This is a genomic window from uncultured Xanthomonas sp., assembly GCF_964278005.1.
GTDB lineage: Bacteria > Pseudomonadota > Gammaproteobacteria > Xanthomonadales > Xanthomonadaceae > Xanthomonas_A > Xanthomonas_A sontii.
In genome coordinates this window covers 414,827-432,368 of sequence record NZ_CAXYKF010000015.1, presented here as the reverse complement: position 1 = coordinate 432,368, position 17,542 = coordinate 414,827, and the positions used below count along the sequence as shown (strand labels likewise).

General features: G+C 68.6%; 14 protein-coding genes. 3 read left to right on the top strand and 11 right to left on the bottom strand.

Translation table 11 applies throughout. From position 1 onward, the window contains the following. Nucleotides 1-285: 285 nt before the first annotated feature. From ACHWVH_RS10365 to ndk, 11 genes are all read right to left on the bottom strand, one after another. Nucleotides 286-2,133, bottom strand: coding sequence for a monovalent cation:proton antiporter-2 (CPA2) family protein (locus ACHWVH_RS10365; protein ID WP_394687092.1), 1,848 nt, complete (start codon nt 2,131-2,133; stop codon nt 286-288). A 477-nt stretch (nt 2,134-2,610) separates the two neighbouring features. Then, the gene (gene moeB, locus ACHWVH_RS10360) at nt 2,611-3,747 is read right to left on the bottom strand and encodes a molybdopterin-synthase adenylyltransferase MoeB (RefSeq protein WP_394687091.1); all 1,137 of its coding nucleotides are present in this window, start codon (nt 3,745-3,747) and stop codon (nt 2,611-2,613) included. 165 nt (nt 3,748-3,912) lie between these two features. Then, nucleotides 3,913-5,130, bottom strand: coding sequence for a gephyrin-like molybdotransferase Glp (gene glp, locus ACHWVH_RS10355; RefSeq protein ID WP_295925066.1), 1,218 nt, complete (start codon nt 5,128-5,130; stop codon nt 3,913-3,915). Further along, on the bottom strand, nt 5,127-5,738 hold the full coding sequence (locus ACHWVH_RS10350; protein ID WP_295909855.1) for a molybdenum cofactor guanylyltransferase: 612 nt from the start codon (nt 5,736-5,738) through the stop codon (nt 5,127-5,129). The genes glp and ACHWVH_RS10350 overlap by 4 nt, the downstream gene beginning before the upstream one ends. Before the next feature lie 7 nt (nt 5,739-5,745). Next, nucleotides 5,746-7,143 carry a ribosome biogenesis GTPase Der gene (gene der, locus ACHWVH_RS10345; protein WP_017910713.1) on the bottom strand — a complete coding sequence of 466 codons (1,398 nt, stop codon included), beginning with the start codon at nt 7,141-7,143 and terminating at the stop codon, nt 5,746-5,748. 18 nt (nt 7,144-7,161) lie between these two features. Then, nucleotides 7,162-8,517, bottom strand: a complete 1,356-nt coding sequence (gene bamB / locus ACHWVH_RS10340) for an outer membrane protein assembly factor BamB (protein ID WP_017910712.1) — start codon at nt 8,515-8,517, stop codon at nt 7,162-7,164. After that, on the bottom strand, nt 8,517-9,155 hold the full coding sequence (locus ACHWVH_RS10335; RefSeq protein ID WP_295925063.1) for a tetratricopeptide repeat protein: 639 nt from the start codon (nt 9,153-9,155) through the stop codon (nt 8,517-8,519). Before ACHWVH_RS10335 ends, bamB begins: the two co-directional genes overlap by 1 nt. Nucleotides 9,156-9,219: 64 nt before the next feature. Beyond that, nucleotides 9,220-10,095 (bottom strand): helix-turn-helix domain-containing protein, encoded by an 876-nt coding sequence (locus ACHWVH_RS10330; RefSeq protein WP_394687090.1) that lies wholly within the window; start codon nt 10,093-10,095, stop codon nt 9,220-9,222. Continuing rightward, a complete protein-coding gene (gene pilW / locus ACHWVH_RS10325; RefSeq protein ID WP_267099864.1) occupies nt 10,092-10,883 on the bottom strand; it encodes a type IV pilus biogenesis/stability protein PilW in 792 nt (263 codons plus the stop codon). The genes ACHWVH_RS10330 and pilW overlap by 4 nt, the downstream gene beginning before the upstream one ends. A 13-nt stretch (nt 10,884-10,896) precedes the next feature. Next, nucleotides 10,897-12,102, bottom strand: coding sequence for a 23S rRNA (adenine(2503)-C(2))-methyltransferase RlmN (gene rlmN, locus ACHWVH_RS10320; RefSeq protein ID WP_087963570.1), 1,206 nt, complete (start codon nt 12,100-12,102; stop codon nt 10,897-10,899). An 11-nt stretch (nt 12,103-12,113) separates the two neighbouring features. Continuing rightward, a complete protein-coding gene (gene ndk, locus ACHWVH_RS10315; RefSeq protein WP_002812972.1) occupies nt 12,114-12,539 on the bottom strand; it encodes a nucleoside-diphosphate kinase in 426 nt (141 codons plus the stop codon). A 214-nt stretch (nt 12,540-12,753) separates the two neighbouring features. Between ndk and ACHWVH_RS10310 the strand changes: the two genes are divergently transcribed. From ACHWVH_RS10310 to ACHWVH_RS10300, 3 genes are all read left to right on the top strand, one after another. Beyond that, nucleotides 12,754-13,386 (top strand): TetR/AcrR family transcriptional regulator, encoded by a 633-nt coding sequence (locus ACHWVH_RS10310; protein ID WP_017916933.1) that lies wholly within the window; start codon nt 12,754-12,756, stop codon nt 13,384-13,386. A 34-nt stretch (nt 13,387-13,420) separates the two neighbouring features. Next, nucleotides 13,421-15,793, top strand: a complete 2,373-nt coding sequence (locus ACHWVH_RS10305) for a 3-hydroxyacyl-CoA dehydrogenase/enoyl-CoA hydratase family protein (protein ID WP_152239117.1) — start codon at nt 13,421-13,423, stop codon at nt 15,791-15,793. 152 nt (nt 15,794-15,945) lie between these two features. Then, entirely contained in the window at nt 15,946-17,151 is a 1,206-nt protein-coding gene (locus tag ACHWVH_RS10300) for an acetyl-CoA C-acyltransferase (RefSeq protein WP_017913732.1), read from the top strand. Nucleotides 17,152-17,542 lie beyond the last annotated feature (391 nt).

Below are 17,542 nucleotides of genomic sequence, written 5' to 3'. Positions count from 1 at the left end.
TCCCACAGTGCATCCGGCGGGCTCGTCGCAAGTCCCTGTGGGAGCGGCTTCGAGGCACTTCCAATAACCCGCATCCGGCACCATCGAGCCGGATGCTGGTTGCACGGTAGAAGCGGCTTCAGCCCGCGACCGGGCTTTGCCTGAAAAACGCCCCGTCGCGGCTGAGCCCCTCCTAGAGGACGCTTCCCGAGGCAACTGGAGGTGCCCTTCAGTCGCGACGGGCTTTACCGGTCGTGCGTCATCGGTTCCCCCACGGGCACCGCACACAATGCTGCCTTGCCGTGGCTAATCGCCGCGACGCGGCTCGCCGGGCTCGACCGGCACGCCTTCCGGATTGAGCGTGCGGCTCTCGCGCCGCGGCGGCGTGAACGGAGTCGGGGTCGGCACCACTGGGGTGATGTTGCCGTACATCAGGCCCCTGCCAGCACGCACGTCGCCGGCGGCGATCTCCAGTTCCAGCCGCTCGGCATCGCGGCGGCGGATCTCGCGGGCGATGGAGCGCGCCTCGCTCTCCTCCATGCCCAGTTCGATCAGCGCGGCCTGGCCGAATTCCACCGCCGATTCGAAGGTCTCGCGGATGTGGTAATCCACACCGGCGGCGATCAGCTCCAGCGCGTGCTCGCGGTCGTAGGAGCGCACCAGCAGCTTGGCCTGCGGAAACTCGGTGGTGGCCAGTTCGACGATGCGGTTGGCCGCTTCGCGGTTGTCCACGCACACCGCGATGGCGCGGGCGCTGTGCGCACCGGAAGCGTGCAGCACGTCCAGGCGGGTGCCGTCGCCGTAGTAGATCTTGAAGCCGAACTTGGCCGCGCTCTGGATCATCTCGATGTCGTTGTCGATGATGGTCACGTCCACGTCGCGCGCCAGCAGCGACTGGCTGGCGACCTGGCCGAAGCGGCCGAAACCGATGATCAGCACGCTGCCGGTGAGGCCGTCGGCTGCATCCACGCCTTCCATCGACGGCGCCTCCACCGGTGCCCAGCGCCGGTACAGCAGCACGAACAGCGGCGTCAGCGCCATCGACAGCACCACGATGGCGGTCAGGTTGGCATTGATCTGCGCGTCGATGACGCCGGCACCGCTGGCGGCGGCAAACAGCACGAAGGCGAACTCGCCGCCCTGCGCCATCAGCACGCCGCGATCCAGCGCCTGCGCATGGCCGCTGCCGGTGAGCCGCGCGACCAGGTAGATGCACGCGGCCTTGGCGGCCATGAAGGCAAGCACACCGCTGAGGATCAGCGTCCAGTTGGCCGCCACCACCGCCAGGTTCAGCGCCATGCCGACACCGAGGAAGAACAGCCCCAGCAGGATGCCGCGGAACGGTTCGATGTCGGCTTCGATCTGGTGGCGGAAGGTCGATTCGGACAGCAGCACGCCGGCCAGGAAGGCGCCCATTGCCATCGACAACCCGCCGAGCTGCATCAGCAGCGCCGCGCCCAGCACCACCAGCAGGGCGGCCGCGGTCATCACCTCACGCGCCTTGGCCGCCGCCAGCAGCCGGAACAGCGGGTTGAGCAGCCAGCGCCCCGCCGCCAGCAGGCCGACGATCGCCGCGGCGCCGATACCGATGCCGATCCAGCGCGACGGCGCAGACGCGTCCGCCGGTACCGGCGCCATCCACGCCACTACCGCCAGCAGCGGCACGATCAACAGGTCTTCGAACAGCAGGATCGCGACGATCTTCTGCCCCGCCGGCAAGGCGATGTCGCCGCGCTCGCCGAGCAACTGCATCACCACCGCGGTGGAGGTCAGCACGAAGCCGGAGGCCGCGATGAAGGCCACCGGCAATGGAAAGCCGAAGGCCAGTCCGACCCCGGTCAGCACGCTCGCGCAGACGATGATCTGCGCGGTACCCAGGCCGAAGATCTGCTTGCGCAGGCTCCACAGGTGCGAGGGCCGCATTTCCAGGCCGATCACGAACAGGAACATGACCACGCCCAATTCGGCGACGTGCAGGATCGCCTGCGGATCGGAGAACCAACCCAGGCCGAACGGCCCGATCGCCAGGCCGGCGGCGAGATAGCCGAGCACCGACCCCAGGCCGAGCCGCCGGAACACCGGCACCGCCACCACGGCCGCGCCGAGCAGCGCCACCACCTTGATCAATTCGCTGCTGTCGGCTGGACTGGTCATGCGCCGATTCTACGCACAAGGCCGCAGCATCCCCATGGAGCGGGATGCGACATGAGACGCGGCGCACTGCGTGCTGCGCGCAAGGAACTTCTTGTGCGACATGCAAGCGGTCGCGCGCTGCGCGCCGCACCCTCACCCCAACCCCTCTCCCGAAGGGAGAGGGGCTTGAGCGCGCACGGCGCTGCTTCCGCCATCGAGACCGCATCTGCCTTCTCCCACCGGGAGAAGGTGCACCGAAGGGGCGGATGAGGGTACGGGGGCCGCTGCGTACAACGAAAGCCAGCGCTGCCCTGCATCGCGAGTCGCTTCGCGCCGTACCCTCACCCCAACCCCTCTCCCGCAGGGAGAGGGGCTTGAGCGTGCGCGACGCTGCTTCAGCCATCGAGCCCCCGCCTCCCTTCTCCCACCGGGAGAAGGTGCCCCGAAGGGGCGGATGAGGGTACGGATGCCGCCGCGTACAACGACAGCTAGTAGCAGCTAACCCTCAGCCCCACAGAACCGCGCGTAGTCGATATAGCCAGGGAACGGCCGCTCCGGCGCACACAAGGAACACTGCGGATCGGCGGACAGGCGGGTTTCGCGGAAGCGCATCGCCAGGGCATCGAAGTGCAGCAGGCGGCCGCGCAGGGGTTCGCCGATGTCGAGCAGCAGCTTCAAGACCTCGTTGGCCTGCAGCAGGCCGACGATGCCGGGCAGCACGCCGAGCACGCCGGCGTCGGCGCAGTTCGGCGCGAATTCCGGCGGCGGCGGCTCCGGGAACAGGCAGCGGTAGCACGGCGCCTGCCCACGCCGGCGGCCGGCATCGAACACGCTGACCTGGCCCTCGAAGCGCTGCACCGCGCCGTAGACGAGCGGCTTGCCCAGCTTCACGCAGGCATCGTTGAGCAGGTAGCGCGCGGGAAAGTTGTCCGAGCCGTCCAGCACCACGTCCACGTCCTGCAGCAGCCGCTCGACGTTGTCCGCGGTGACCCGCTCACGCACCGCCTCCACCCGCACGCCCGGATTCAACGCGCCCAGGCTCGCCGCGGCCGACTCCACCTTGGCCTGGCCGATCCGCGCCTCGCCGTGCAGGATCTGCCGCTGCAGGTTGCTGCGCTCGACCACGTCGTCGTCGGCGATGCGCAACTGCCCCACCCCGGCCGCGGCCAGGTAAAAACCGGCCGGCGAACCCAGGCCGCCGGCGCCGACCAGCAGCACGCGCGCGGCCTGCAGCCGGCGCTGGCCCTCGACCCCGACTTCGGGCAGGCGCAGATGCCGCGAATAGCGGTCGAAGAAGTCTTCCTGCCCCGGTTCCAGCGCCGGCCGCTGCAGCGGCAAGCCTTCGCGCTGCCAGCGCGTGGTGCCGCCCAGCACGGAAGCGACATGGGTGTAACCGGCCTGCTCCAGGAACACCGCGGTATCGTGCGAACGCTTGCCGCTCTGGCAAATCAGCAGCACCTCGGTGTCGGCGCCAAGATAGGCAGCCGGGTCGGCCTGCAACTGCGCGCGGGCCACGCCCCGCGCGCCCTCGGCCATGCCGGTGACGCGCTCGTGCTCCTCGCGGATGTCGATCAGGCGCGCGCCCTGCGCCTGCCGCGCCTGCGCCTGTGCCGGGGTCAGTTCTCGAATGCCCATGCGCGCATTATCGGCGCAAACCGGTTCCGCGTCCGCTGTCGACGGCGCGGCTGAAGGAACCTCGCGACGCGCTTGCCCGGGAACGCCCCGTCCCGCTGAAACCATTCCCACAGGCATGCTGTATCCGGCTTGATGATGTTGGATGCAGGTGCTTAGGGGGTGCCCTCAGTACGGCACCACCTCGACCACGTCGCCGGCCTGGAACTGGCGTGCGCCCTCCTCCAGCCGCAGCAGCACGTCGCTGTCGGCGGCGCCGCGCAGGCGATGCGAGCCGTCCGCGGGATTCGGCTCTGCCCACAGCTGACCGTGGGCGTCGCAGCGCATGCGCCCGCGCAGAAACTCCAGCCGGTCGTGGCGTTTGTCCCAGCCTGCAGCCAGCCGGGCACGCCAGGCCCGATGCGGTTCGCTGCGCCGCTGCAACGCATCCAGCAACGGTCGCCCGATCGCCAGGAAGGTCGCCAGCACCGACACCGGATTGCCCGGGAGACCCAGGAACAGGGCGCGGTCCCACTCGCCGAACAGCAGCGGCATGCCCGGGCGCATGCGCACCTTCCAGAACAGGATGCGGCCGTGCTCGGCCAGCAGCCGCGGCAGGTAGTCCTTCTCGCCGGCAGAGACGCCGCCGCAGGTCAGCACCACGTCGAACGCCGAGGCGGCGTCGGCGAGCATGGCCTGGATGCGCTGCGGATCGTCCGGCAGGGTCGGCCACGCGGTCGGCGCCAGGCCGAGCAGGCGCAGTTGCGCCATCAACATGTCGCGGTTGCTGTTGTAGATCTGCCCAGGCTGCAACGGCAGGCCCGGCTCGACCAGTTCGTCGCCGGTGGCGAACACCGCCACGGTCGGCCGCGCCGCCACCACCAGCTGGTCCACGCCCAAGGCCGCGGCCAGGCCGATGCGCGAAGGCGTCAACAACATGCCGGCCTCGAGCACGCGCTCGCCGGCGCGCACGTCTTCGCCGCGCGCCCGCACGTGTGCGCCGACGGCGACGTCGGCGGGGATCTGCACTACGCCGTCATGCTCGTGCACGTTCTCCTTGATCACCACCGTATCGGCCCCGGCCGGCAGTGGCGCGCCGGTCGTGACCCGCAGGCATTGGCCGGGCGCTAGCGCCTGGTGCCGATCGGCGCCGGCGAACTGCTCGCCGGCCAGCCGCAAGTCGGTCGCCGCCCCCGGGGTCAGATCGGCATGGCGCAGCGCGAAGCCATCCATCGCGCTGTTGGCGAACGGCGGTAGGTCGATCGGCGCATCCAGCGGCTCCAGCAGGATGCGGCCATCGGCACGTGATGCTGCCAGGCGCTCGCTGTTGACGGGACGGGCACGCGCAGCGGCAGCGACGATCGCCAGCGCGTCGGTGTAGGCGATCCGGGAGGGATAGTCGGTCATGATGGCGGCAGGATACCCGCTGCGGCCAGATCCTGCGGCGTGTTCAGATTGCCCAGCACGATCTCCGGCAGCGGCACCGGCCGCATCCGCAGGCGCTGCTGCAATGAGCGTGGCGCGTAGCGGGCGGCTGCCAGCGCCTCCTCCAGCGCCGGACGCAGCGCGGCCAACCGGTACAGCGCCACCAGCGGCTGCACGCCGGCGGCATCCTCGACCCAGGCGCCATCACACTCGTCAGCGGCTGCGGCTGCGGCCAGCACCGCAGGCAGATCACGCGGCAACACGCAGATATCGACCGGCACGGTCAGCAGCCAGGGCGTGGCACAGGCGGCGGCAAGCGCGTCCAGCCCGGCGATCGGTCCCAAGGAACGTTCCGCCCCGGCCGGTGCCGCGACGCGGTCCGGCACGGCCTGCAGGCCGATGGCGGCATAGCGCGGCAAGCTGCGGTTGGCGCTGACCAGCACTTGGGCGACCTGAGGCGCCAGCGCCTGCACCAGCCATTGCACCTGCGCCTGCCCGTCGCGCTGCAGCCAGGCCTTGTCGCATCCGCCCAGGCGTTGCGCGCGGCCGCCGGCGAGAATGCCGAGGGTGATCGCGCGCCGCGTATCCATCATGCGGCTACTTGCCGCGGACGTGCTTCATCAGGCGCCGCTTCTTGGCGATCTGGCGCTCGGTCAGCACGTTCTTCTTGCCTTCGTACGGATTGGCGCCTTCGCGGAACATGAAGCGCACCGGCGTGCCGACCAGCTTGAAGCGCTTGCGGAAGAAGTTCTCCAGGTAGCGCTTGTACGACTCCGGCAGCACCTTCAGGCGCGTGCCGTGGACGATGAAGGTCGGCGGATTGCTGCCGCCCGGATGCACGTAGCGCAGCTTGGAGACGTGACCGCGGATGCTCGGCGGCGGATTGCTCTCGTAGGCGATTTCCAGCGCCTGGTTGACTTCGCTGGTGCTGAACTCGCGCACCGCCGAGGCGTGCGCGCGATGGATCGCCTGGAACAGTTCGCGCATGCCCGAACCGTGCTTGGCCGAAATGCGCACAGCCTCGGCCCAGGCCACGAAGCCGAGCTTGCGCGACAGCAGGTCTTCGGCCTGCGCACGCTGGTAGTCGCTCTGCCCGTCCCACTTGTTGATCGCCACCACCAGGGCACGGCCGGCATCGAGGATCGCGCCGAGCACGGTCGCGTCCTGATCGGTCACGCCCTCGCCGGCATCGAGCATCAGCACCGCGACCTGGCATTGCTCGATGGCCTGCAGCGTCTTGAACGCGCTGAACTTCTCCACCGCCTCCTCGACGCGACCGCGGCGACGCAGGCCAGCGGTGTCGATCAGCCGGTACAGGCGGCCATCGCGCTCCAGGTCCACCGCGATCGAGTCGCGGGTGGTGCCGGGCACCTCGGAGGCGATCATGCGCTCCTCGCCCAGCAGGCGATTGACCAGGGTCGACTTGCCGACGTTCGGGCGGCCGACGAAGGCGATGCGCATGCGCGCCGGGTCGGTGTCCAGGGTCTCGCCAGCGCCCTCTTCCGGCAGCCGCTCCAGGACCTCGTCGAGCAGGTCGTCGATGCCGTGGCGATGCGCGGCGGAGACCGCGATGGCGTCGCCGAGACCGTAGCGCGCGAATTCGGCGCGCACCTGGTCCTCGTCGGTGCCGTCGATCTTGTTGATCAGCAGCAGGGTCGGCCGCGCCAGCTTGCGCAGCCAGGCCAGGATCTCGTCGTCGAGCGCGGACGATCCCTCGCGACCATCGACCACGAACAGGATCAGGTCGGCCTCGCCGGCGGCGGCGCGCGCCTGCTCGGCCGTGGCGCCGGCCAGGCCTTCCTCTTCGCCGGAGATGCCGCCGGTGTCGACGATCACGAACGGGGTGTCCGGCTGCAGCCGGCATACCCCGTAGTGGCGGTCGCGGGTGACGCCGGGCTGGTCGTGGACCAGCGCGTCACGGCTGCGCGTCAGCGCATTGAACAGCGTGGACTTGCCGACATTCGGCCGTCCAACCAGGGCGACCAGCGGCAGCATCGCGACATCCTTCTCTTGTTATTGACCCAACCGGAACGCGGTCAGGTCGCCTTTCGTGTTCTGCATCAGCAGGATTCCGTCCGCGACCACCGGCTGCGCCACCAGCGGCTTGCGGCCGACCCGCTCGCGCGCGGCGAACTCGCCGTTATCGAGCCGGAGCCAGTGCAGATAGCCCTTGTAGTCGCCGACCACGGCGTAATCGCCCTGGATCGCCACGCCGGTCAGCGACCGGCGCGCCAGCCCCGGCTGCGACCACATGGCCGATCCGGAGGCCTTGTCCAGCGCCCACACGGTGCCGGCGTTGTCGGCCACCACCACGTTGCCGGAACTGACGCCGACACCGCCGGCGCCGCCATGATCGCGGTTCCACAGCGGGCGGCCGCTCGGGCCTTCCAGCGCCACGGTCTCGTTCTTGAAGCTGGTCGCATACAGCGTGGTGCCGTCGAGCACCGGAGCGCCGTCGACGTCGGCCATGCGCTCCAGCTCGGTGCGGCCTTCCGGCACGCCGATGGTCTGCTCCCACAGCACGCGACCGTCCTGCATCGCCAGCGCGGCCAGCGTGCCGTCGTCGTTGCCGATGAACAGCACGCCCGGACCCGCCACCACCGGCGCATTGCCGCGCACGGTCAGACTCGGCAGTTCCTGCGCATTGAACCAGCGCTGCTGCCCGGTCGCCGCATCGAAGGCGGTGGTGCGGCCGTCGTTGCTGCGCACGAACACCATGTTCTGCGCGATCACCGGCGCGGCGATCACTTCGTTGGGCACCTTGGCGCGCCACTTCTCGGTGCCGTTGGCGGCATCGAGCGCGATCACGGCGCCGTCCAGCGCACCGACGACCACCAGGCCGTCGCCCACGCCCGGGCCACCGGCAAAGCGCGGCAGCGGACGCTTCTTCTCGAGCCGCTTGCGCTCCTTGGCCTGCTGCTTCTCGTTGCGCAGGCGCTGCTTGTAGGCGGCGCGCTCGTCCTTGGACAGGTTCTTGCCGGACTCGCTCTCGACCTGGCTCTTCGGCTGGTCCTCGGCCTGCGACAGCTGCTGCTTGCGCGCCTGCTTGGCGTCGTATTCCCAAATGGTCTTGCCGGTCTGCAGATCCAGCGCGTACACCGTGCCGGAGGTCGCGGCCGCATACACCTTGCCGTCGGCGACCACCGGACGCTGGCGCACGCCGATCTGGCGCTCACCCTTGCCGGCGTCGGTGGACCACAGCTTCACCACCTTCACCGACGGGGTGAACTTCACCAGTTCGGCAGGCTCGGCGGCTTTCTTGGCGGCCGCATCCTTGCCGGCGAACCAGCCCTTGACGGTGGTGCAGCCCGACAAGGCCAGACCCAGCAGGGCCACGGTGGCGACACGCTTGAACATGACTACCTTCATCAGATCGGCTCCGCGGCATTCGGCACGCTGCCGCCCGCATCCATCAATTTCGTTTCGACCACGCGCCGCTGCGGCGAGGCCACGTCCAGGCTGGTCAGCGCCTTGGCGTACGCATCGCGCGCCGCCTCGCGCTTGCCCTGCGCGATCAGCGCATCGCCGCGAATCTCCAGACCCTGCGAATCGGTGGCCGAGGCCACCAGCGCCAGCGCGTCCTGCGGCTTGCCGCCGGAAATCAGCAACCGCGCCACGCGATGGTCGACCAGCACCTTCATTTCGCCGTCGGCCTTGAGCGCGCGCAGCGTGGTCAACGCGGCATCGGACTTGCCGGCATCGACCTGCGCCTTGGCCAGGCGCAGCGCCGCCAGTTCGGCGTAGATGTTGGTCGAGCCCTGCTGCAGTTCGGCCATGTCCTTGGCCGCCTTGTCCAGCTGATTGGCCTGGATGCTCTTGAGCACCGCTTCGTAGCGGGCGTTGGCCTGGGCCAGATCGTTGGACCGTTGCTTGGTCCACCACTGCCAGCCGATGATCGCGCCAAGGCCCAGGACGATGCCGCCGATCAGGCCGGCGCCGTTCTTCCTGAGCCAAGTGCGGACGCGTTCGCTTTGTTCGTGCTCGTCGAGCAGGTCGTCAATCGCCATGCGTACTCTCGCCCCGCCGCTGCGACGGGACATGAAATGTTGAAGATGAGGAACCGCGCCGCCGTCACTCGGAGGCGGGCACCACGGAACCGTCAGAGGATACCGCAAAGCGCGCCACGTTCGCGCGCCTGAACGGAGTCAGATCCACGGTACTCCCGGATTGCTGAACCTGGACCGCCGAGGCATTGCCCAGCACCACACGTCCGACCTGCCCCGGCGCATACGTGCGGGTCTCGCCGGCCTTCAGCAGTGCCTTCTCCACCGGCGTGCCGTCGGGCGCGAGGATCTGCACCCAGCTGTCGCCCTGGAACGACAGGCTCAGACTGCTCTTCTCCGGCTCCGCCGCCGGACGCGGCATCGGCGTCAGCGACGCGATGTACGGCGCCGCGGCGCTTGGCGCCGGACGCGCGGCCGCCGACGTGGTCGGCACCGAAGCAGCAGCGCCGTTGGCCGGCGGCGCCGTCGCGGCAGCGGTCGTGCCCGGCGTGCCCGGCACCACGTCCAGCGAGGCGGTGCTGGGGCCGCCTTCGTCGGCGAAATGGCTACGGGTGGCGTACCACACCGGTACCGCCAATCCGGCGGTGATCACCACGTAGACCATGCGCCGCGTGGCGCTCTCGAGCATGCGCCGCAGCGGCGGCGTGTGCGTGTGGCTGATCAATTCGACCGGTTGCACCGGCGCGATCTGCGCGGTCTGCAGCAAGGGCTCCAGGTCGACGCCGAGCAGGCGCGCGTAGCTGCGCAGCTGCCCGCGGACAAAGACCGGCGCGCCAAGGCGCTGCCACTGCTCCGACTCGAGTGCCTGCACCACATGCACCGGCATGCGCAGTCGGCTGCCGACGTCGTCGATGCTCAGGCCGGCCGCTTCGCGCGCTTCGCGGAGCTGTTGCCCGCAGCCTTTGGCGCCATCGAAAGCGTTCGGATTGGAATCACTGATCACAATGCACTAGCCCCGGGTGTCGTGGTCGCGGCGTCGGGAAACTCCTTGCGCAACCGCTGTTGGTAACGGCCGGCGGCAGCCTTGTCGCCCAGCCTTTGCTCAATCTGAATAGCAAGTTGTAACACGGAAGCGGTGGCAGGCGCAGCCGCCAGACGCCGCTCGGAGAAGGCCCGCGCCTCGAAAAAGCGCCCTTGCGCGACCTCGTTGCGGGCCATCGCCTCGAGCGCGTACGCGTTGTCCGGATCCAGCTCCAGCGCCTTGCGCAGGTCGCGTTCGCCACGCTCGCGCTGGCCGACCTGCAGTGCGCAGCCACCGGCGTTGGCCAGCGCCGAGGCTGGCGTGGCGTAGTCCTGCAGCGCGAGCGCGCGGTCGAACCAGGCCAGCGACTCCGCCGGCGAGCCGTTCGCGCACAGCCAGGCGCCGTAGTTGTTCAAGGTCGCGCCGTTGCTCGGCGCCAGCTCGGCGGCCTTGCGGTAGTACCCACCGGCGGTCGCGGCATCGCCCTTGCGATCGGCGACCACCGCCAGCACGGTCAGTGCGTCGACCGAGTCGGCGTCCATCGCCAGCGCCTTGCGCGCGTGCGTCTGCGCTGCATCCAGGTCGTTGGAGGCGAGCCCGTTGGCGGCCAGGCCGAGTTGTTCCTGCAAGGCCACGCGCGACTTCACCGCGCGGCTGTCGCGGAAGGAATAATGCGGCTGCACCTGTTCGGCGGTGCGCACGGTGCCGGTCTTGGCAGCGATCCAGTTGCAGCCCGGCAAGGCCAGCACTGCGATCGCCACCACCGCGATGGAACGCCCTTGGCTACGCCGCCGCATCCCGATCCGCCCGCGTCTGCAATTCGCGCTTGAACTCGGCCTGCCGGCGGGTACGGTCCATGACCTGCCCCTTGAGCTGCCCGCAGGCGGCATCGATGTCGTCGCCGCGCGTGCGCCGCACCATGGTCAGCACCTGTGCGTCCAGCAGGATCTTCTGGAATGCACGGATCTCGGTCTCGCCGGAGCGCTCGTAGCGCGTGCCCGGGAACGGATTGAACGGGATCAGGTTGACCTTGCCGGCGTTCGACGCCTGCACCGCATTGTCGAACTGGCGCATCAGCCGCGCCAGCTGCCGCGCGTGTTCGGGCTGGTCGTTGATCCCCTTCATCAGGGTGTATTCGAAGGTCACCGACTCGCGGCGCTTGTTGGCGCGCAGGTAGCGCGCACAGGCGTCCATCAGTTCGGCGATCGGGTATTTCTTGTTGAGCGGGACCAGCGTCTCGCGCAGCGCGTCGTTGGGCGCATGCAGCGACACCGCCAGCGACACGTCGCTCTCGCTGGACAGGCGGTCGATCTGCGGCACCAGGCCCGAGGTGGACAGGGTCACGCGCTTGTTGGCCAGGCCATAGCCCAGGTCGTCGCGCATCACGCTCATCGCGCGCACGACGTTGTCGAAATTCATCAGCGGCTCGCCCATGCCCATCATCACCACATTGGTGAGGCGGCGCATCTGGTGCGGCACGTTGCCCAGATGCCGCGCCGCCACCCACACCTGGCCGATGATCTCGGCGGTGGAGAGGTTGCGGTTGAAGCCCTGGGTGGCGGTGGAGCAGAAGGTGCAGTTGAGGCCGCAGCCGACCTGCGAGGACACGCACAGCGTGCCGCGGGTCTTGTCGGGGATGTAGACGGTCTCGATCGCGTTCTTGCCGTCCACGCCCATCGCCAGCAGCCACTTGTGGGTGCCGTCGGCGGAAGGCTTGTCGAACACGATGTTGGGGACGACGACCTCGGCATGCTGCTGCAGCTTGGCGCGCAGCGCCTTGCCGAGGTCGGTCATCTGGTCGAAGTCGGTGACGTAGCGGTGGTGGATCCACTTCATCACCTGGTGGGCGCGGTAACGCGCTTCGCCGAGGGTCTCGGCGAAGAAGCGCTCCAGCCCCTCGCGATCGAGGTCGAGCAGATTCTGCTTGGCCGCCGCGCCGGTCCGCACGGGATCGGCGATGGCCAAGGGAGGATGGACGACCTCGTTCACGACGACCTCGGTTAGCGCGAAACCACTTCAGTGGCGGCGAAGAAATACGCCACTTCGTTGGCGGCGTTCTCGACCGAATCCGAGCCGTGCGCGGCGTTGGCGTCGATCGAATCGGCGAAGTCGGCGCGGATGGTGCCCGGCGCGGCGTCCTTCGGATTGGTGGCGCCCAGCAGGTCGCGGTGCGCGGCCACGGCGTTTTCGCCTTCCAGCGCCTGGATCATCACCGGGCCGGAAATCATGAACTCGACCAGCGCGTTGAAGAACGGACGCTCGCGGTGCACGGCGTAGAAGCCCTCGGCCTCGCGGCGCGACAGCTGCTTGTACTTGGCGGCCACGACCTTCAGGCCGGCCTTCTCGAAGCGCGAGTAGATTTCGCCGATGACGTTCTTGGCGACGGCATCGGGCTTGATGATGGACAGGGTGCGCTCCAGCGCCATGGGAAGTTCTCCGTTGGGCGGGCCACTGAAGGCCCGAGGTTAACATGAAAAAAACCCGCGTCAAAACGCGGGCTTAGCCAGAATTGCGATGGACAATTCTATCCAATCGGCGCCGGCTTTGCACGGCCAGGCTGAATCGTGCTGCAAAGCAGCATGACGCACCCACCGCCCGGGCCTAGACTCAAACAATCGTTTGATTGATTCTGGCGGCCGCATGGCAAAGCAAGCGCACTTCTCGACCAAGGACCGCATCCTCAGCGCGGCCGAGGAACTGTTCGCGCAGCACGGCTTTTCCGGCACCTCGCTGCGCCAGGTCACCAGCCAGGCCGACGTCAACATCGCCGCGGTGAACTACCACTTCGGGTCCAAGGAAAACCTGGTCAACGAGGTGTTCCGGCGGCGCATGGACGAAATGACCGCCGCGCGCATGGCGCAGCTGGAAGCAGCGCAACGGCAGCATCCCGGCCAGCTCGGCCCGGTGCTGGCGGCCTTCGTCGAGCCGGCCCTGGCGATGGCCCAGGAGCGGCAGAGCGGCGGCGCCTTCGTGCGGGTGATCGCCCGCGCCTATGCCGAGAACAACGACAGCCTGCGCCAGTTCCTGTCCGACCACTACGGCCATGTGCTGCGCGAGTTCGGCAAGGCCATCGCCGCCTGCGTGCCCGGGCTGAGTAAGCAGGAACTGTACTGGCGCCTGGATTTCCTGGCCGGCGCCCTGACCTACGCCATGGCCGACTTCGGCCTGATCAAGCGCCCCGCCGGCGTCAGCGAGGGCGCGCACCGCGCCCACGCCGCCCGCGAACTCATCCGTTTCGCCGAAGCCGGCTTCCTCGCCCATTCGGTTCCCTGATCCCGCAAACGTTGACCCACAGAGGCTGATCGCTATGTCCAATCCCCTGCTCGTCCGCCGTGCCGCCGTCCTGGGCGCGGGCGTGATGGGTGCGCAGATCGCTGCGCACCTGACCAACGCCGGCGTCGACACCGTGCTGTTCGACCTCCCCGCCAAGGAAGGCCCCGCCGATGGCGTGGTGCTCAAGGCGATCGCCAACCTGACCAAGCTCAGCCCGGCGCCGCTGGCCAGCACCGCGCTGGCCGAAGCCATCACCCCGGCCAACTACGACTCCGGCCTGGAGCAGTTGCGCGGCTGCGACCTGATCATCGAAGCCATCGCCGAGCGCATGGACTGGAAACAGGACCTGTACAAGAAGATCGCGCCGTTCGTGGCCGATCATGCGGTGCTGGCCTCCAACACGTCCGGCCTGGGCATCAACGCCCTGTCCGACGTGCTGCCGGAACAGCTGCGTCACCGCTTCTGCGGCGTGCACTTCTTCAACCCGCCGCGCTACATGCACCTGGCCGAGCTGATCCCGGCCAAGCACACCGAGCCTGCGGTGCTGGAAGGCCTGGAAAGCTTCCTGGTCACCACCCTGGGCAAGGGCGTGGTCTACGCCAAGGACACCCCGAACTTCATCGGCAACCGCATCGGCGTGTTCTCGATCCTGTCCACCATCCACCACACCGAGCAGTTCGGCCTGGGCTTCGACGAGGTCGACGGTCTCACCGGCCCGCTGGTCGGCCGTCCCAAGTCGGCGACCTACCGCACCTCCGACGTGGTCGGCCTGGACACCATGGCGCACGTCATCAAGACCATGGGCGACACCCTGCCGAACGATCCGTGGCATGCCTTCTTCAAGGCGCCGAAGTGGCTGGAGGCGCTGATCGGCAAGGGCGCGCTGGGCCAGAAGACCGGCGCCGGCATCTTCCGCAAGGTCGGCAAGGACATCGTGGTGCTGGACCTGCAGAAGCAGGACTACCGCCCGGCCGACCGCGCCGCCGCACCGGAAGTCGTCGAGATCCTGAAGATCAAGAACCCGGCCGAGAAGTTCGCCAAGCTGCGCGAGAGCCAGCATCCGCAAGCGCAGTTCCTGTGGGCGACCTTCCGCGACCTGTTCCACTACAGCGCCTACCACCTGGCCGACATCGCCGAGACCGCGCGCGACGTGGACCTGGCGATCCGCTGGGGCTACGGCTGGGCGCTGGGTCCGTTCGAGACCTGGCAGGCCGCGGGCTGGAAGCAGGTCGCACAGTGGATCGCCGACGACATCGCCGCCGGCAAGAGCATGAGCAGCGCGCCGCTGCCGAACTGGGTGTTCGATGGCCGCGACGGCGTGCACGCCGCCGAAGGTTCGTACAGCCCGGCGCGCGACGCCAAGCTGCCGCGCTCGGCGCTGCCGGTGTACAAGCGCCAGCGCTTCCCCGATCCGCTGCTGGGCGAGAAGTTCGCGCAGGGCGAGACCGTGTTCGAGAACGACGGCCTGCGCATGTGGCACGACGGCGACGACATCGCCGTGGTCAGCTTCAAGACCAAGATGAACACCGTCTCCGACCAGGTGCTGGACGGCCTGCAGGAAGCGGTGGGCCGCGCCGAGAAGGACTTCAAGGGCCTGGTGCTGTGGCAGCACAAGGAACCCTTCTCCGCCGGCGCCGACCTGGCCGGCGCGCTGGGCCTGCTGCAGGCCGGCAAGGTCGATGCGTTCGAGGCGATGGTCGCCAACTTCCAGGCCACCAGCCAGCGCATCAAGTACTCGCTGGTGCCGGTGGTCGCGGCGGTGCGCGGGCTGGCGCTGGGCGGCGGTTGCGAGTTCCAGATGCACAGCGCCAAGAGCGTGGCCGCGCTGGAGAGCTACATCGGCCTGGTCGAGGCCGGCGTGGGCCTGCTGCCGGCCGGTGGCGGCCTCAAGGAGATCGCGGTGCGCGCGGCGCAGGCGGCGGGTCCGGGCGGCGACGTGTTCGCCGAGCTGAAGAAGACCTTCGAGACCGTGGCCATGGCCAAGGTTTCCACCTCGGCGGTCAACGCCAAGGAACTGGGCCTGCTGCGCGGCACCGACAAGGTGGTGTTCAACAGCTACGAATCGCTGTACATCGCCAAGGCCGAGGCGCGCGCCCTGGCCGAAGGCGGCTACCGCCCGCCGCTGCCGGCGCGACGCATCCAGGTCGCCGGCGACGTCGGCATCGCCACCTTCAAGATGCTGCTGGTCAACATGCTGGAAGGCCGCTTCATCAGCGAGTACGACTACGAGATCGCCACCCGCATCGCCACCGTGCTGTGCGGCGGCGAAGTCGACCGCGGCGCGCTGGTGGACGAGGAATGGCTGCTCAAGCTCGAGCGCAAGCACTTCGTCGAACTGGCCCAGCAGGAAAAGACCCAGGCGCGCATCGGGCACATGCTCAAGACGGGTAAGCCGCTTAGGAACTGAGAATCGGGAATGGGGAATCGGGAATGGAAATGCATTCCCGGCTCCTCCTTCTCCCCCTAATTTTCTGCCGGAAATAGGACTGCTGCAGATCGCGCGAATCGCTTTACGATTCCCGACTCCCCATTCCCTATTCCCGGCTTTCGGAGAAAGCCATGAGCAAACAGATCCAGGAAGCCTACATCGTCGCCGCCACCCGCACCCCGGTCGGCAAGGCGCCCAAGGGCATGTTCCGCAACACCCGTCCCGACGACATGCTGGCGCACGTGCTGCGCGCGGTGGTGGCGCAGGCGCCGGGCATCGACACCTCGCGCATCGACGACGCGATCATCGGCTGCGCGATGCCCGAGGGCGAGCAAGGCATGAACGTGGCGCGCATCGGCGTGCTGCTGGCCGGCCTGCCGAATTCGGTGGCCGGACAGACCATCAACCGCTTCTGCTCCTCGGGCATCCAGGCGGTGGCGCTGGCCGCCGACCAGATCCGCCTGGGCAATGCCGACCTGATGCTGGCCGGCGGCACCGAGTCGATGTCGATGGTGCCGATGATGGGCAACAAGGTCGCGCTGTCGCCGAGCGTGTTCGCCGACGACCACGTGGCCATCGCCTACGGCATGGGCATCACCGCCGAGAAGGTGGCCGAGGAATGGAAGGTGTCGCGCGAGGACCAGGATGCCTTCGCCCTCGCCTCGCACCAGAAGGCCATCGCCGCGATCGCCGCCGGCGAGTTCCGCGACGAGATCAGCCCCTACGAGATCCTCTCGCACCAGCCCGACCTGGCCGGCAACGTCATCGCCCTGCGCAAGAAGCTGGTCGATACCGACGAAGGCCCGCGTCCGGACAGCTCGATCGAAGGCCTGGCCAAGCTGCGCCCGGTGTTCCGCAATGGCCAGTTCGGCGGCAGCGTCACCGCCGGCAACTCCTCGCAGATGAGCGACGGCGCCGGTGCGGTGCTACTGGCCTCCGAGCAGGCGATCAAGGACTACGGGCTGACCCCGCTGGCTCGCTTCGTCAGCTTCTCGGTCGCCGGGGTGCGTCCGGAAGTGATGGGCATCGGTCCGATCGAGGCGATTCCGAAGGCGCTCAAGCAGGCCGGCCTGAGCAAGGACCAACTGGACTGGATCGAGCTCAACGAAGCCTTCGCCGCACAGTCGCTGGCGGTGATCCGCGACAGCGGCCTGGATCCGTCAAAGGTCAATCCGCTGGGCGGCGCCATCGCCCTCGGCCATCCGCTCGGCGCCACCGGCGCGATCCGCACCGCCACCCTGGTGCACGGCCTGCGCCGCCACAAGCAGAAGTACGGCATGGTCACCATGTGCATCGGCACCGGCATGGGCGCCGCGGGGATCATCGAGGCGCTGTAAGCGCGCGGCGCCCTCCCCTCATCCGGCCCTGCGGGCCACCCGACGGGAGAAGGGAGCAGTACACAGCCCCTCTCCCACCGGGAGAGGGGTTGGGGTGAGGGTCCGGCGCGAAGCGACTCGCGATGCAAGGCAGCGCTGGGTTTCGTTGTACGTAGCGGCACCCGTACCCTCATCCGCCCCTTCGGGGCACCTTCTCCCGGTGGGAGAAGGAAGGAGAGATCTCGATGGCTGAAGCAGCCTCGCGCACGCTCAAGCCCCTCTCCCTCCGGGAGAGGGGTTGGGGTGAGGGTCCGGCACCAAGCGTTGTTGTCAGACAAGCGCAAAAACAGAAAAAGGCAGCCTCACGGCTGCCTTTTTCTGTTTGTCACCTGATTCGGCCTATCTGGATCGG

Bases quoted from the DNA above. Each gene is read 5' to 3' on its own strand.
- ACHWVH_RS10365 (WP_394687092.1), bottom strand. From the start codon at position 2,133: ATGACCAGTCCAGCCGACAGCAGCGAATTGATCAAGGTGGTGGCGCTG.
- moeB (WP_394687091.1), bottom strand. From the start codon at position 3,747: ATGGGCATTCGAGAACTGACCCCGGCACAGGCGCAGGCGCGGCAGGCG.
- glp (WP_295925066.1), bottom strand. From the start codon at position 5,130: ATGACCGACTATCCCTCCCGGATCGCCTACACCGACGCGCTGGCGATC.
- ACHWVH_RS10350 (WP_295909855.1), bottom strand. From the start codon at position 5,738: ATGGATACGCGGCGCGCGATCACCCTCGGCATTCTCGCCGGCGGCCGC.
- der (WP_017910713.1), bottom strand. From the start codon at position 7,143: ATGCTGCCGCTGGTCGCCCTGGTTGGACGGCCGAATGTCGGCAAGTCC.
- bamB (WP_017910712.1), bottom strand. From the start codon at position 8,517: ATGAAGGTAGTCATGTTCAAGCGTGTCGCCACCGTGGCCCTGCTGGGT.
- ACHWVH_RS10335 (WP_295925063.1), bottom strand. From the start codon at position 9,155: ATGGCGATTGACGACCTGCTCGACGAGCACGAACAAAGCGAACGCGTC.
- ndk (WP_002812972.1), bottom strand. From the start codon at position 12,539: ATGGCGCTGGAGCGCACCCTGTCCATCATCAAGCCCGATGCCGTCGCC.
- ACHWVH_RS10310 (WP_017916933.1), top strand. From the start codon at position 12,754: ATGGCAAAGCAAGCGCACTTCTCGACCAAGGACCGCATCCTCAGCGCG.
- ACHWVH_RS10305 (WP_152239117.1), top strand. From the start codon at position 13,421: ATGTCCAATCCCCTGCTCGTCCGCCGTGCCGCCGTCCTGGGCGCGGGC.
- ACHWVH_RS10300 (WP_017913732.1), top strand. From the start codon at position 15,946: ATGAGCAAACAGATCCAGGAAGCCTACATCGTCGCCGCCACCCGCACC.